This window comes from Paenibacillus sp. FSL H8-0332 (assembly GCF_037963835.1).
GTDB classification, from domain to species: Bacteria; Bacillota; Bacilli; order Paenibacillales; family Paenibacillaceae; genus Paenibacillus_AQ; species Paenibacillus_AQ rhizoplanae.
Map to the genome: position 1 here is coordinate 6,270,902 of NZ_CP150145.1, position 14,553 is coordinate 6,285,454.

15 protein-coding genes are annotated in these 14,553 nt (G+C 49.3%); 2 read left to right on the forward strand and 13 right to left on the reverse strand.

Annotation, left to right across the window (positions count from 1 at the left end; all coding sequences use genetic code 11):
- Positions 1–62 precede the first annotated feature (62 nt).
- The 3 genes from NST43_RS27085 to NST43_RS27095 all read right to left on the reverse strand — a co-directional run bounded on the left by NST43_RS27085 (position 63) and on the right by NST43_RS27095 (position 2,331).
- On the reverse strand, positions 63–602 hold the full coding sequence (locus NST43_RS27085) for an O-acetyl-ADP-ribose deacetylase (protein ID WP_339220445.1): 540 nt from the start codon (positions 600–602) through the stop codon (positions 63–65).
- Positions 603–712: 110 nt separating this feature from the next.
- Positions 713–1,459 (reverse strand): class I SAM-dependent methyltransferase, encoded by a 747-nt coding sequence (locus tag NST43_RS27090; protein WP_339220446.1) that lies wholly within the window; start codon positions 1,457–1,459, stop codon positions 713–715.
- A 206-nt stretch (positions 1,460–1,665) separates the two neighbouring features.
- The gene (locus NST43_RS27095) at positions 1,666–2,331 is read right to left on the reverse strand and encodes a VOC family protein (protein WP_339220447.1); all 666 of its coding nucleotides are present in this window, start codon (positions 2,329–2,331) and stop codon (positions 1,666–1,668) included.
- Between the two features lie 181 nt (positions 2,332–2,512).
- Between NST43_RS27095 and NST43_RS27100 the strand changes: the two genes are divergently transcribed.
- A complete protein-coding gene (locus NST43_RS27100) occupies positions 2,513–3,904 on the forward strand; it encodes a hypothetical protein (protein WP_339220448.1) in 1,392 nt (463 codons plus the stop codon).
- A gap of 73 nt (positions 3,905–3,977) precedes the next feature.
- Here the strand turns inward: NST43_RS27100 and NST43_RS27105 are convergent, their stop codons facing one another.
- The 9 genes from NST43_RS27105 to NST43_RS27145 form a co-directional block, all read right to left on the reverse strand.
- Positions 3,978–4,226 carry a hypothetical protein gene (locus tag NST43_RS27105; RefSeq protein WP_339220449.1) on the reverse strand — a complete coding sequence of 83 codons (249 nt, stop codon included), beginning with the start codon at positions 4,224–4,226 and terminating at the stop codon, positions 3,978–3,980.
- 41 nt (positions 4,227–4,267) lie between these two features.
- Positions 4,268–5,377, reverse strand: a complete 1,110-nt coding sequence (locus NST43_RS27110; protein WP_339220450.1) for a WG repeat-containing protein — start codon at positions 5,375–5,377, stop codon at positions 4,268–4,270.
- A gap of 143 nt (positions 5,378–5,520) precedes the next feature.
- Positions 5,521–6,930 carry a glycoside hydrolase family 1 protein gene (locus tag NST43_RS27115; RefSeq protein ID WP_339220452.1) on the reverse strand — a complete coding sequence of 470 codons (1,410 nt, stop codon included), beginning with the start codon at positions 6,928–6,930 and terminating at the stop codon, positions 5,521–5,523.
- 24 nt (positions 6,931–6,954) lie between these two features.
- Complete coding sequence (locus tag NST43_RS27120) at positions 6,955–8,829, reverse strand: beta-glucoside-specific PTS transporter subunit IIABC (protein ID WP_339220453.1); 1,875 nt, start codon at positions 8,827–8,829, stop codon at positions 6,955–6,957.
- A 192-nt stretch (positions 8,830–9,021) separates the two neighbouring features.
- Entirely contained in the window at positions 9,022–9,879 is an 858-nt protein-coding gene (locus NST43_RS27125) for a PRD domain-containing protein (protein ID WP_339220454.1), read from the reverse strand.
- A 276-nt stretch (positions 9,880–10,155) separates the two neighbouring features.
- Positions 10,156–11,031: a copper amine oxidase N-terminal domain-containing protein gene (locus NST43_RS27130; RefSeq protein ID WP_339220455.1), complete on the reverse strand. Its 876-nt coding sequence runs from the start codon at positions 11,029–11,031 to the stop codon at positions 10,156–10,158.
- 177 nt (positions 11,032–11,208) lie between these two features.
- Complete coding sequence (locus tag NST43_RS27135) at positions 11,209–11,577, reverse strand: VOC family protein (RefSeq protein WP_339220457.1); 369 nt, start codon at positions 11,575–11,577, stop codon at positions 11,209–11,211.
- Positions 11,578–11,645: 68 nt separating this feature from the next.
- On the reverse strand, positions 11,646–12,254 hold the full coding sequence (locus NST43_RS27140; protein WP_339220458.1) for an AAA family ATPase: 609 nt from the start codon (positions 12,252–12,254) through the stop codon (positions 11,646–11,648).
- Positions 12,255–12,318: 64 nt separating this feature from the next.
- On the reverse strand, positions 12,319–13,056 hold the full coding sequence (locus tag NST43_RS27145) for an SDR family oxidoreductase (protein WP_339220459.1): 738 nt from the start codon (positions 13,054–13,056) through the stop codon (positions 12,319–12,321).
- Positions 13,057–13,237: 181 nt separating this feature from the next.
- Between NST43_RS27145 and NST43_RS27150 the strand changes: the two genes are divergently transcribed.
- On the forward strand, positions 13,238–14,101 hold the full coding sequence (locus NST43_RS27150; RefSeq protein WP_339220460.1) for an AraC family transcriptional regulator: 864 nt from the start codon (positions 13,238–13,240) through the stop codon (positions 14,099–14,101).
- Here the strand turns inward: NST43_RS27150 and NST43_RS27155 are convergent.
- Positions 14,070–14,303 carry an AAA family ATPase gene (locus NST43_RS27155; protein WP_339220462.1) on the reverse strand — a complete coding sequence of 78 codons (234 nt, stop codon included), beginning with the start codon at positions 14,301–14,303 and terminating at the stop codon, positions 14,070–14,072. The two genes, NST43_RS27150 and NST43_RS27155, sit on opposite strands and share 32 nt — an antisense overlap.
- Positions 14,304–14,553: the final 250 nt, after the last annotated feature.

The window sequence follows — 14,553 nt, forward strand, 5'->3', positions numbered from 1 at the left end:
GTTTGTTAAACTTCACTGCTCAGAGTCTGGCAATTTATAAACAAATGGAGCGGGGAAAAGGTTCATTTGCTTAATTCATTCTTATAGATTGCTAAGTTCTCTTCATCGAAACATACAAATATAACCCTCTCAATGTTTGTTTCATTCTTCAACAGGTAATTAGATACTTCCTCTACAGCTACAGCACAAGCTAAAACTTTCGGATATTTGTAGATGCCGGTGCTTATATTGGGAAAAGCAATGCTTGTCACTCCCTTTCCTTCAGCCTGCGTTAATGCATTCCTGTAACAATTCCTCAGCTTATCTTCCTCCTGACTCATGCCGCCGTTCCACACAGGGCCTACGGTATGAATGACATAACGGCTTGGCAAGTTTCCTGCTGTGGTCACTACCGCTTCGCCCACCGGACAACCGCCTTGCTGATTCCGGATCTTAATGCATTCTTCTAAAATGGCCTTGCCCCCGGCTCTATGGATAGCACCGTCTACTCCGCCCCCGCCCAGCAAGCTGGTATTCGCAGCATTGACGATTGCCTCTGCCTCAACTTGGGTGATGTCTCCCCGAATCAATTCAATAATAGAGTTCTTCACAGTAAGTTCCATAATTCCCCTCCTGCTATTTATTTTATCTCTTCCATCTACGAACACCAAACAGCGGCGCCCTGGCCCCTTTAAGAGTCCCGGCTACCGCTGGTTATTCACAACACTACTGTTTAATTACGGCGGGCAACCATCATAATCTCCATGCTCCCGAGCTGTAAGGAGTGTTTCCCGAATTGTCCTGGGCTACAGTCATACGCAGCCTCCACTTCGAAACCTTCACTAACCAGCAGCATCTGTAATTCCCGGAAGGTAAAAGCTGTGGTATAGATCAATACCTCTTTGGATTCGCCCTCGGGACTGAGAACCTCTTCTTTATCGATTACGGTGCAGGAATACGGATCAAATAACGACTCATCCTGTATACGCCGGGCTAAGTTAAGCGCATTAATTACCGTAAGCACAAACAAAGAACCCGGCTTCAGCGCCCGATGAACTCCTCTAAGGACCTTCCGGTGATTCTCTTCACTGCCCGCCAGTCCAAAGGCCCCTTCACACAGACAAATTGCGCCATCGAATTCCTGATCAAACGTTAACTCGCGGGCATCCGCCACCAGAAATACTGCCTGAAACTCTTCCTTCGCAGCCTCCCGATTTGCGTGCCTGATAAATTCCGCAGAAATATCCACGCCCACTGTTCTAATTCCGCGCCGGGCCAATTCCAGACTATGCCGCCCCGGACCACAGCCAATATCCAGGGTGCGGGTACCCTGCCGCAGATTCATTAACTCCATTAAAAAGTCTACTTCCTGCATCGTTCCCTGGGCGAAACCATAGGCCAAATATTGCTCCCGCATGAAATCCCCGACTGCTTCATAATAATCCCCACTGTACTCAAAGCCTGCTTGCGTATTCTTCAAAATTATCCCTCCGTATCTGTTGTGCCTACACGGAAGTGAATTCGCTTGACAGCTTAACCCCTCCCGTGTCCCGAATGACAACGTTCAGCCTGTCAGCGCTTCGATTCATAAGTTCACTCGCTTTCCTTATTATGTACCTTCAGGGTAGACATACGGAGGCGAGAAGTCAAAAGAAAGAACCGTTATACTCATTCTGTACGGTTAGCTTAACGAAGCCCCCGGACCTGCACCCCCTCTGTATCATCCAGCGTGATCTCACAAACAGCCGTCTTAATAGTTAGCGGATGCGGATAGGCTTCCTCCTGATCAGACATGAACCAGACCCGGCCTTGCTTCACAGCAATAATCAACCCGTGCTCGTCACCTGCAGCGGCGAACTGGCTATGGTAATCCTGCCAAGGAACAATCCCTACCCGGGATAGCTTAAGCAGCGCCTCCTCCACATCGGGTACAGGCAGCCCGATCTCACTTACACATAACAGACTGGCTGGAGAAAATGCTTCATTGGCGGAATTGTTCAGATTGTGCCGGGCAATCAACTCTACAATATTACCTGCCGGATCATAGAAATAGATGGAATCGGCATTCCAAGACTCGAAGTGCACAACTTCCTGGCCCTCATTAGGAATGACAGATACCTTTGGAGTGATCCAGCGCAACGCTTCATCTATCTGATTCTCAGGAATATTAAAAGCAAAATGATATTTCGGCTGTCTGCTTGGGTTAGACTCAGTAAAGATTAGAGTAGACACCCCCGCTTGTACAATGAAGGAGGCTGAATGTTCCTGGACTACCGTCAGCCCAAGAGTATTCTCATAAAAGTATTTCATTTCTTCTAAGGTATGGGTCCACATCTCTACTTCTTTTATCATTTAGGATCACCTCTATTTGTGGCTTATCAGCCAAAGCTTTGCTTCCATGGTAGCCATGCAGAGAATGGAAGTCAAACCGGCATCTGCAACTTCTGTACAGCGAATGCGTCCATAACAATATGGTAAATCCATCTATTCTCTGAAAACAATAGGATAATTGAACACAATAGGAGGTTTATGCATGCGCTATATGGCAGCAATTGTGCTGGCGGCGGCTTTGCTCTCAGGGTGTCAGGGGGCAGACAAGGCGGGCGTGAACGGCTCTTCCTCAGCTCCGCCCACAGCTTCCCCATCCATCGTATCACCCACAGCTGTGTCAGCCACCCCTTCCCCTTCAGCATCTTCAATCGAGGAAGAACCGCTGCTCTATATTGAGCAATTGAAAACTATCGGCGGAGGCGGACAACTGGTGCAGGTGAAATCCAACATTGATATTGACCAGAAATCATTGGAGCAAGCGCTGAAAAATAGTCTACAGACCAGTGATCCCGAGACCGAATTCCGTTACACGCTGGAATGGGAGTCTCCGCGCTTTGTCCAAATCCGCCTGCATCTGGATGAGGGCAGCGTCTGGTCCGGGACATTTAACCTGGATGAAGCCGTTACTGCAGAAGGGCGCAAGTATGCCAGCACGGAACAGCCGTACCGTAACACGGTAGTGATCAGAGCTGGAGACGGTGAGGGCAGTCTGTTGTTCCAAGGCGTCACCTCCGGTACCCGGCGCGTAGTACCTGCCTGGAACACGGGCTGGATCAAGTCCATTCAGACCCGGGAATCGGTTGCCCCTTCCTATCTGTTCTACGGACAGGAGAAGCATCATCTGGTGCACGCCCTGACAGGCGAGGCGCTGGAGATTCCGGTTTTTGCTCAGGAGAAAGATGCCTACGGCAATGACTATGGTTACCATGAGATGTATTCTGACCGCTTCTATGGGGATTTCACTTATATGATCTCGGGCAATAAGACGCTGTATCGTGTAGACCTGAAGGACTTCACCCGTACGAAGCTTCTTGTATTCAGCAAGCCTGTCTACGGCATGTCCTCCTCGCCTGACGGTAAGCGTATTGCTGTATTAACCGCTCATGACGAGTTTATCGGCCCCGGGGCAGACTTGACGGTACTGGATCAGCAGGGGAAAATACTGCATTCGCAGCAGAACGCCGCCTTCATCTCCCATAGTGACGGCTTCCTGTTCGTCTATTCTCTGACTTGGGAGGACGATTCGCATCTGCTTCTTCCCGTAGACAGAAATGAGAAGAACCCGCTGGGCCAAAACCGGTACAATACCGGAAGCGGAACCTCATCAGTTATGCAGGACGAGCGCATCACGGACAAGCTGAAGCAGGATCTCAAAGCTCATGAGCGGCAGCCGCATAATGACCTGTTGCTATCCGGGCTGATGTGGTCACCGGACAACAGATTCGCAGCCTTCCAATCCGGCACAGGAACCATACAGGTGTACGACACACAGGAGCGGACCTTCACGTTCGTATCCGCAGGCACATTGCTGGGCTGGATGCCAGACGGAACGCTGGCCTGGGCGGATATTAAGGATCATGTGTATACCTTTTGACTATACTTCTCCCGATCGTTAGCACAACAGCGGCAGCCATTCACAGGAATGACTGCCGCCTTTTAGAGTTGGGCTATTTTGTTTTCTTCGGAAAACCGTATACGAATAGTATCACACCAATTAACGTAAGGATTGGCACAAAAATATTATCGAAGAAGCCTGCGATATGGATTTTAGGCTGGACATTGAACATTTGCGCTTGGTATAACGCATTAATTTCATGACTGCGGGCGATCAACGCCCCTACACGTTCGATAGTGTAGATTAACCCGGCAGTAATCAGAAAGGCCGCCCCTAGTTTTCTGTATAAGTTGTTGCCCATGGAATATTATTGCCTCCTCTACTCTTGGTGGAATGATTTAGTTACGGTTTCACCACTCCGCCCGGAAGCTCGGAAGCCGGCGGCCAGACGATGGCTCCGCTGCGGTTCATGTACCCTCTGATTTCCTCGCGTGTATCTGGAACCAGCAGGGTGATTTCCGCCAGTTCTCCCTTAAAGGAATCGGCCCAATAGAGTTGCGGCTTAACCACGAAGCGTCCGGAGGTATTAATATAGCCGTACCTCTGCCCCGGGCTTGCCGGAGCCAGACCACCCTTGAACAAACCTCCAGCCGTGAATCCCTGAATGACCTTGGCGCCCTTCTTATTAATATAGAAGGTGGCTCCATTGCGCTCGACGAACGCCAGCCCTTCCGAGAACGGTTGGGCCATGCTGAACTGCGGTTTAATCAGGTAATTGCCTGTTTTGTCGATGTAGCCGTATTTGCCGTTCACATACACAACTGCCGCCCCGCCGGAGAACGGTGTGGCGTAATCATACCGTGGGGTGATGCGAAGCTTGCCAGTGGTGTCGATATAGCCGTATTTTCCGCCAACGGCAAGTGTAACGGCCGCCATGCCTTCCGAGAAATCAGAAGTAAAGCTATATCTGTAAGGAACGATAAGCGTGCCCTTCGTGTTAATGTAACCCGAGGCTTTACCCATATTGACCCGGGCCAGACCTTCGGAGAAATTAAATGCCCGGACATAGATTGGCTGTATGGCCACCTTGCCTTGGTTATCTATATACCCGTACCGGGTCGCCGTGGCCCCGCCGGCGAGTTGAACCTTCGCTGTATACAGCGCGCGGTCATTATACAGAATGCCGGCGTCTCTCAGCTTATATTCGAACAGCTTCGTACCGGCCGAACTGAAATAATATTGCTTTTTGGCTGCATGGTCCTCGACATACACCGTCCCTCCGGGCTCTCCTGAATACCCGTTTCCGTCGTACACCGCTTCGATAACCACCTTGCCTTTGCCGTTGATGAAGCCGTATTTCCCGTTCACTTCAATTGGATATAATTGCTCGGCCGTCTTGGCCTGTACTGCGCCCGCACCGGCGGCCTGGGCCTTGTCCTGCGATGGACGCGCTACGCCTGCACTGAACACCAGCGTCGTCATAAGTAGGGTAAAAGCCAGTTTCTTTAACACTTGCGCTTCACACTCCTTTGAGACTATTTTCCATTCTTTATGTATAGACGGCGATTGTACCGGTTTTGTTGTGCATGATTTAAAAATAGGGCTGCCCCAAGCAGCCTCTCGTGGCTACCGGGACAACCCTTTTGTGATTACAATCAGCGAACCTCTCCTCTGGACGCAATCAGCTTCTGATACCAGTAGAAGCTCATCTTACGGATGCGGCGCAGCTCCTTGAGGTCGAACTCTTCGCGGTCTACATAGATGAAGCCGTAGCGTTTGCTGGAGCCCTGATGGGTGCTGACCAGATCGATCGCAGACCATGGACAGAAGCCGAACACCTCTACCCCGTCGGTAAGCGCGAGCTGAATTTGCTCGATGTGCTTGCGGAAGAATTCAATCCGGTACGCATCATTTACCGTTCCGTCTTCTTCCAGCTTGTCGAATGCCCCTAACCCGTTCTCCGTAACAATCAGCGGCAGGTGGTAACGGGAATAGATCTGGCGGAGCGTTGTTCTGAAGCCGACCGGGTCAATCTCCCAGCCGAATTCTGTGGTCTGCAGATTAGGGTTCACCGACCCCCGGTATGCTCCCGGCTCGCCGACGATTTCGTGCTGATCTCCCGTGTGGGAGAAGTCGTTCCCGTCATTTCGGCTCTCGCCTACGGTCTGGGAAGTGTAGTAATTGAAGGCAATGAAGTCCGGGTGTCCTTGGCGGAGGATGTCCATATCCCCTTCCTCAATCTTCGGCTCATAGCCCTTCTCCACTAGATAACTCCAGGCAATATGGTTATAGCGTCCGTAGACCGCCATATCCAGGTAGAGCCAATTGCGGATCGCTGCATAGTTATCTGCGGCCAGCATATCCTCTGGCTTGGAGCTGGCCGGATAGATCACACCGATGTTGGGGGCAGGCCCAATCTTCGCTTCCGGCAGCATCTGATGACATAGCACCATAGCCTTCGCCTGCGCAACGAGCATATGGTGATTCTGCTGGTATAGCTCTTTTTGCGGATCGGTCATATTCTCATTCAAGGTTCCGATCGATCCCGGGTGCAGAATCAGCATATTCTGTTCGTTGATGGTCAGCCACCACTTCACGCGGTCCCCGTAATTCTCATACAATGTCTTGGCATATTGTTCAAAAGCATCGATCGTCGCCCGATTGGACCACCCTCCCCGCTCTTCCAGCCCGTAAGGCAGATCGAAGTGGTACATCGTGACGATGGGCTCAATGCCGTATTTAAGCAGCTCGTCGATCAGATTGCTGTAGAATTCAAGCCCCTTCGGATTAACAGCTCCGTCTCCTTGCGGATAGATTCGGCTCCAGGCGATGGAGAAGCGGTAGGCTTTGAAGCCCATCTCCGCCATCAGGGCCACATCCTCTTTGTACATATGGTAGTGGTCACTGGCTACCATGAAGTCCGTCACCCCTTCCACATGGTTGGCCAGATCAATCACGGAAGGCCCTTTGCCGTCCTCATCCCAGGCACCCTCCAGCTGATAAGCCGAAGTGGACCCGCCCCATAAGAAATTTTCTGGAAAAGCGTGAAGTTGTTTGTGCAGCATACCTAATTCCTCCTCAGTCTTGTATTAATCCACCAATGTCAAAAGCACTTCGTTCTGCTCAATTTGCTGCTGGTCCGTCTCGAAGATCTCGACCTCTTTGGTCGTTAAGGTTACGATAACCGGCGTGATCGTCTGATACCCGGCTGCTCTGATCTGCTCCAGATCGAAGCGGATCAGCAGATCCCCTTGGCTCACCCGGTCGCCTTCCTTGACCACTGGTGTGAAGTGCTTGCCTTTCAGGCCAACGGTATTAATTCCGATATGAATCAACACCTCTGTTCCGGCTGTGGACGTGATGCCAATGGCATGACCTGTCGGGAAAATGGAGGTCACCGTCCCGTCCACCGGGGCTACCGCTTCTCCAATCACAGGATCAATCGCCAGCCCTCTGCCCATGGCCCCGGTTGAGAATGCATCATCCGGCACTGTGCTGAGCGGGAACGCTGCGCCGGTAAGCGGGCTGAAGATCAGCTCCTTCTTCAAGTCCACCAATGGTGCTGCCGGCTTGTCCGGCTGAATCTGTTCAGGTGCCGCTACTGGAGTGGAAGCTTCGATTTTACCCTTACTCTCATAGCCGAACAGCCAGGTCAGCAGCAGCCCTGTACCCATGGAGACCACCATCGAGACAATAAAGATCGACATCGGCTGCTCCACCGGAATCGAGAAAATATTATGGAACACATACGCCGTATACAGCACACCGAAGTGTCCGTTAATCGCACCGCCCAGTGCCCCGGCAATAATAACGATTGGAATCACCCGCTTGTAGCGGAGAATCAGGCCGTACACTATCGGCTCGCTGACACCGGCCAGCAGTCCGGTAATCCCGGAAGAGGCGGCGATACTCCGCAGGTTACGGTCTTTCTTGGCCCGCAGGAAGATCCCGAAGGCTACCCCGATCTGGGCGAATACCGCCGCTGAAGCCATCGCTTCAATCGGGTCACCGCCGTTCGCAATATTTTGCAGCGTGATTGGGGTGAAGCCCCAGTGGAGTCCGAACACGACCATAAAGGTCATTCCCCCGCCAAGTACAACGCCCGACAGGATGCCGCTTACGCCAATCAGCCAGGTCACACCGGAAGCAATCCAGTCGCCGACACTTGTACCGAATGGACCGAAGGCGATCACCGACAGCGGCACCATGATCATCAGGGAGAGCATCGGAACCATGAAGATTTGCAGATCCTTGTGGATGATCTTCTTCAGCAACTTATCCAGTAGGGCATAGATGCTGATCGCAATGAAAATCGGGAAAACGCTGGAGGCATAACTGACCATCACCACCGGAATTCCGAGGAAGGAATGTCCGCCATCCCCCTCCAGCATCGCCGTAAAGTTCGGTTCCATTAGCGCTGCGCCGATTGCTCCTGCTACGTATGGGTTCGCTTTTAACTTGATGCCCAGGGTAATTCCCAGGAAGATCGGCAGGAAGTAGAAGACGGCATTGCCGGCCGCAGACAGAATCTTGTAGGCATCGCCTGAATCAGACATCCAGCCCAGCAACGTAAGTACCGTCAGCAGTGCCTTCAGCATCCCCGATCCGGCCATTACAGGAATCAGCGGGGAGAAGCTCCCGGAGATAACCTCGAACACCTTCGATACCGCCGAGGTCTTCTGGCCGGAATTCTGCGTATCTGTGGAGGTGCTGGACAGGAAGCTGGTGCCTTTGACAATTTCGGCATATACATTCGCTACGTTGCTTCCCACGACAACCTGGAATTGCCCTCCGCTCTCCACCACGGTAATGACGCCCGGATGCTTCTCCAGCGTCTCCCGCTCGGCCTTCTTGTTATCCTTGAGGCTGAATCTCAGCCGGGTGGCACAATGGACAAGGTCGTTAATATTCTGTTCTCCGCCTACGAGACGGATGATGTCTTCCGACATTTTTCGGTTATCCATGCTGATTCTCCTTTGCTTTACCGCCAAAAATGGGCATAAAAAAAACCTAAACGAAAGTTGTGAGATCACACCGGTGTGATCCACATCTCGTTTAGGTATCGCCTGCTGTAGCAGTAACAATCCTTAGATTTAAGTTGTGACTCCAATATAGCGGATTAAGTAATCGTTTGCAAGCCCTTTTTGACTTCCTTTTTAATCCAACGGGTTCATATCTCTTGAGGTTACCCGCTGAATATGAATCGTCAGATAGACCTTCTCGTCAATGGACATGGCGTTCCCATACGTCTCCTCCAGGTAGCGGTTGATCTTGCCCGTACACGCAAAAGCCTGCGGAAATTTCACCTTAATCTGATCGTACAGGAAGTTATCCCCTGATGCGGACCGCTCCTGTTCCCCGCTGATCATGCGCTGGAGGAAGTACTGGAGATGGGTTAAGAACCGGGAGTAGTTGAACGAATTCTCATTAAGCTTGACCTGGTATTCATCCGCCAGAATATTGAAAATATCACTCATCGCCTTAGTCACCTCGACCGTCCGCTGCATCTCCTGCCCATCCTGCCGGGCATTCACGAAGTGCATCGCAATAAAGCTGGCCTCATCCTGGTCCATCTCGATGTCAAAATGCTTGCGGATTAGACTCAGCGCCTGCACACCGATAGCGAATTCCTTGGGATAGAACTTCTTGATCTGCCAGAACAGCGCGTTCTTCAGATTCATCGACTTCCGGTAGCGGGCAATCGCAAAGTGAATATGATCAATTAACGTGATATAGATATTATCATTGAAGATGTCACCCATCTCCGCCTTGGCGTGGGCAATAATCTCATCGGCCAGCGAGAAATATTCAGCAGACGTCTCCCCGATCAGATCAATCAATTTACGCGGAACCTTCTCAGGCTTCAGCATGAAGGTCTTCTCGATCCGTTCCTCTTCGACCCGCTGCCCCGCCTTCTTTTTAAAGCCTAATCCGTTCCCAATGACAACGTATTCATGTCCGACCTGATCTTCAGCCCGAATCACATTGTTATTGAAAATCTGCCGGATGATCATTGGTGCTTCACCTCTTCTGTATATCTCCCTGAAAATATATCCTAAGATAACACAGTGGTGTTAGAAAAGACAAGGGGGTGGGGACTTCTGTTCATTTGGAACGTATTGGTACTACAATGGTTGAGCATGAGGACCACAATCACTTGTGTGCTGCTGGATACCACCTGATCACTGTATGGGTTATCAAACAGAAACAGGAAACTTAGTCCAATACCCAGTAGCGATAAGAAAAAGGCCAACCACTTCACCCATGGACTCAAATTCCCCACCTCCTGTTCACTGTGGATGATAATCAGAGAATCCTGAAATCAGAACTCTAGACCCCTTAGTGACGCTATCCACCTTCCAAGTTCCGTTCGCGAATATTAGCGAGACTGTACGATCTTCTGCATATTGATCTTCACCTGTAAGACCATTCGCCACTATCACAGACTGTGAAAGTGTGGCAGAATTCTTACTGGTATAACTGGGTGAAGTGACCGGCGTTTCATAAGTACCCGCTGTTTTCAATCCTTTGTTCTGAACAATAGACTTCATTAATCTATCCGTGAAGTACGGTTTGAAGGTTGAATTTGCATTTTTAATTGAAGATTCGTTTGAGGCTTGATTTAATTTATCAGATAGTAGTTTCAAGCGTGCTTCAGAAATTTTGTTCTTTTCCGGAATTTGGATAGATGGGGTCTCCATATTAACAACCAAGCCTTTGTTACCCACTGTTACTGTTGCTTGTTTAGATAGTTGGTTCCACACTACCGTTGCCCCTAACGACTGGCTAACAAAACGAAGAGGGACATAAGTTGTTCCTTTAATGACCTGTGTTGCAGTATCCAAATCAACATATTTTCGTGATGGTGTATCTGGAGCTTCACTTGATGGAGCAGATTCAACAATCACACGTTTGAAATTTGCTGCAAGCCATATCGTCGAATTGCCGTTTTTGATTTTAACAACTTTATCTGTTTGAAACCATTCCAAGCTTGCGCCGAGATTTTCGGAGACAGCACGTAAGGGGATTAATACTCGGCCGTTGTTTATTTGACCATTGTTAACCGTTGTAGATGTTTGTGCCTTAGCCGTATAACCAGACCCTGTTGTTAAAGGCAGCAAAAGAAATGCTGATGAAAGCAATGCAATTGTCCATTTTTTTATCATAATATTTCCTCCTCTTAAATAATTCACCACAAATTACTCTCACGCATCTGATTTCTCTAAGAGAATAGAATTTAGTCAAACAAAAACTCCCCATACAGCAACAGGCTCTATTATCTCACCTGTCTACCATATGGGGAGCAAATTACTTAGAGTAACACGGTATTACTGTTATACTAATCAGTCCTTACTGTGAAGAGTAATTAAATAACCGTCCGGATCAGCAAAGGTAAATGTACGTCCGAAAGGGCCGTCGATGGGTGCGGATGTGATTTTCACGCCTGCTGCTGCGAGTTTATCGTGAATGTCTTGCGTATCCGGGGCATTGAGCCATAGCGCAACACCAAGTCCAGGCTGAGTCCCCGCACTAAGTTCGACTCCCGGCATGAGGTCACGAAGTGCAAATGCAATAGGCTTTGTGTCAAAAACGACCGCATGAGGCGGGCCCGCCTGTGAACGGACGAGTCCAAGATAGTGTTGATAAAATTCGGCAGAGCCTTCAAGATCGCTTACCTGAAGTGAGATGAAATCGGGTCCAATGACTGACATAATAGCCTCCTAATATTCGTGTTTGTAGGTTAATATAGTCTTCATTATACCCACCCTTCCTGACAACGTTATGTCAGTAGCGTTCTATTAAGATTACCATCTCTTTTACGCAATTTCTGAAATGCCGAGTATTCCTGATTGGACTTAATATAGTTAATTATCTGTTCTGCGCATTCTGCCGGAGTCAGCTCTTCCGTGTTCACTTCAAGGTCATATTCATCAAAACGATAGACGATGTCGAACTGGGCATCCACTAGACCAATCTGCCGGTCCCCTCTGGCCTGCTCTCTTCGGATAAGCTCTTCCCGGGAGCATAGGACACCAACAAATAGCGTAATCCGATCAGCAAAATGATCCAAAAACTCATTAAATCTCTTATCGTTGTCGAATACGGTATCCACGATGACATTGAATCCCATTTCCGATAACAGCTTAATCGTCGAATAGTACACTGAGACTATAGCATCATCCAATATTTGCGAGACCACCTGATGGTCTATTTCGCGTACAGGCTCGTCAGGAAATTTATGATTAATGAAATCATTGTAATTCATGAAAAAATCATCAATCGATAAATGATAAAACGGAATCTCTTTCTGTTTTATAAGCTCAGCCGAGATAGAAGTCTTCCCGGAGCTTGAGGTTCCATTTAGAACAAGCAGCATGCCTTTATTCATTTCGTCCCCTCCTTTTCATCCATTATAAACCATAGACGATAGAGGCAGGAACTCATCATCTGCTTCAGTTAAACCCGCCGTTGACGCGAATCGTCTGTCCTGTAATCCAGCGGGCCTTGTCACTGACGAGCAAGTCGATCACATTCGCAATATCCTCGGGCTCGCCAAGCCGTCCAAAAGCATTCATTCGCCGGAAGGAATCCACCAGCTCATCAGATTTCCCATTCAGGAATAGCTCCGTCGATACTTGCCCGGGTGCAACACAATTCACAACGATATCCTTCGCTCCGAATTCCTTCGCTAATTGGCGGGTTAACTGCTCGACTGCTCCTTTGGTTGCGGCGTAGACACTATAAGTCGGCAGCATCGCGCCCGATACAGAGGTCGAGAAGTTGATAATCGTTCCGCCCTGCTCCATATGCTTCATCGCTTGCTGGCAAGCGAAATAAGTACCTTTTACATTTACAGCAAAGTGCCGGTCGAACATTTCCTCCGTTACGTCTGAGATAGGCACACAGTCCATAATTCCGGCATTATTCACCAAAATATCGATACGCCCAAATTGCCCAAACGTCGCTGCGAATAGTGCTTCCACATCAATCAAATTGCTTACGTCACCCTGAACGGCTATCGCTTCCCCGCCAGATTTCTTAATAGTTTGCACGACCTCGTCCGCTTTTCCCCGGTTAGATGAATAATTGACAGCCACCTTTATTCCTAACCCGGCCAGTTGAATGGCGATTTGTCTTCCAATACCCCTTGATGCACCTGTGACGATGGCTACTTTTTCGTTCAGACTCATTCACGAACACTCTCCTTAATCTCGCTTAAGCCAGGTAAAACTCTGTTGGCCTTATGGATTCATTGTAAAGCAATCGAAGAGTATTTCGTTATAACAGACCTGTTCACTTCTTGCCTATTTCTCTTCTTATCGCTATGATATACATCAAATCACACCAATACGTGAAAAGGAGGCTTTCAACGTGGACGATTCATTGCGGACCGGGCAACTTTTACAGCAATTGGCTGCGCTCATCCTACGCCATGCTCCATCTGCAGGCACCCACCAGACGCTCATTCCTTCCTTGCAGTTAATGCACGCAACAGATGTAGCAGAACCGCTGGAGTCTGTCTATAAGCCATCGATCTGCGTCGTTGCCCAAGGAGCCAAAGCAGCCACCCTGTCCAGCGAAACTTACCATTACGATCCATCAACGTACTTAGTCACCTCTGTCGAGCTGCCGATTAACGGGAGAATTACCGCGGCTTCGCCTGAGCATCCGTTTCTGGGCATCAAGCTAAGCTTCGATCCCGGCACCATCCTGGAAATTGTAAAAGAAATGAATGACTCCACCCTTGTACCGGATGTAACGCGTCTTGGGCTCACTGTAGTCCAAACCTCTGAGCATTTACTCGAAGCCATCGTAAGGCTCATCCAATTACTCGACACGCCTCAGGATATTCCTGTCCTGACACCACTCATTATCCGTGAGATTCTCTATCGCGTCCTGCAAAGCGACCAAGGCTCACACCTGCATCAATTCGCCATCATCGGCAGCCATGCGCACCGGATTGCTCAAGCCATCCAGGTGATCACTAAGCAGTACGATCAATCCCTTGTCGTTGAACAGCTTGCAGAGTCCGTGAATATGAGCACCTCCGCCTTCCACAAGCACTTCAAGCGCGTCACTGCCATGAGTCCGCTGCAATACCAGAAGGTCATCCGCTTGCAGGAAGCCCGCCGCCTCATGCTGACCGAATCCCTCCAAGCCTCCGATGCCGCCTTCCACGTAGGCTATGAGAGCCCCTCCCAATTCAGCCGGGAATATCCGTTGTACGAGTGGTAATTCGATGCTTGTGTGTACATTCGTCCGAACAGACCACTTCGATTTCGACAAACGAAATTCCTAGAGACTCTGCTACATTACTTACGACATCAACCAGAAGATACGGTGCCCGCAGTTCGCTTGCTAAAGCTGATGCTAATGTGGACTTACCGGTGCCTGGCAACCCGCCGAATATATACAGCATATCGATTTCCTCCTTCATGACAACTTGTTTACTGTCCTATGCCTACTGTCTCTTTGAAAATGATGATACCTTAACTACCCTTGGCCCTGATGGTGTAATCGTTTACACATAATAGCAGACTCTACCGGATTTAACGATGAAGTTGATTTATTCATTTGTATCTTACATCAAAAAAATAAGCCGCCCTAATTTCTCAGGACGGCTCAAAATGAATTAACTTAATTGTTGAATATCAACATTAATCAAAAAATTGTGGGGTGAAATAAAT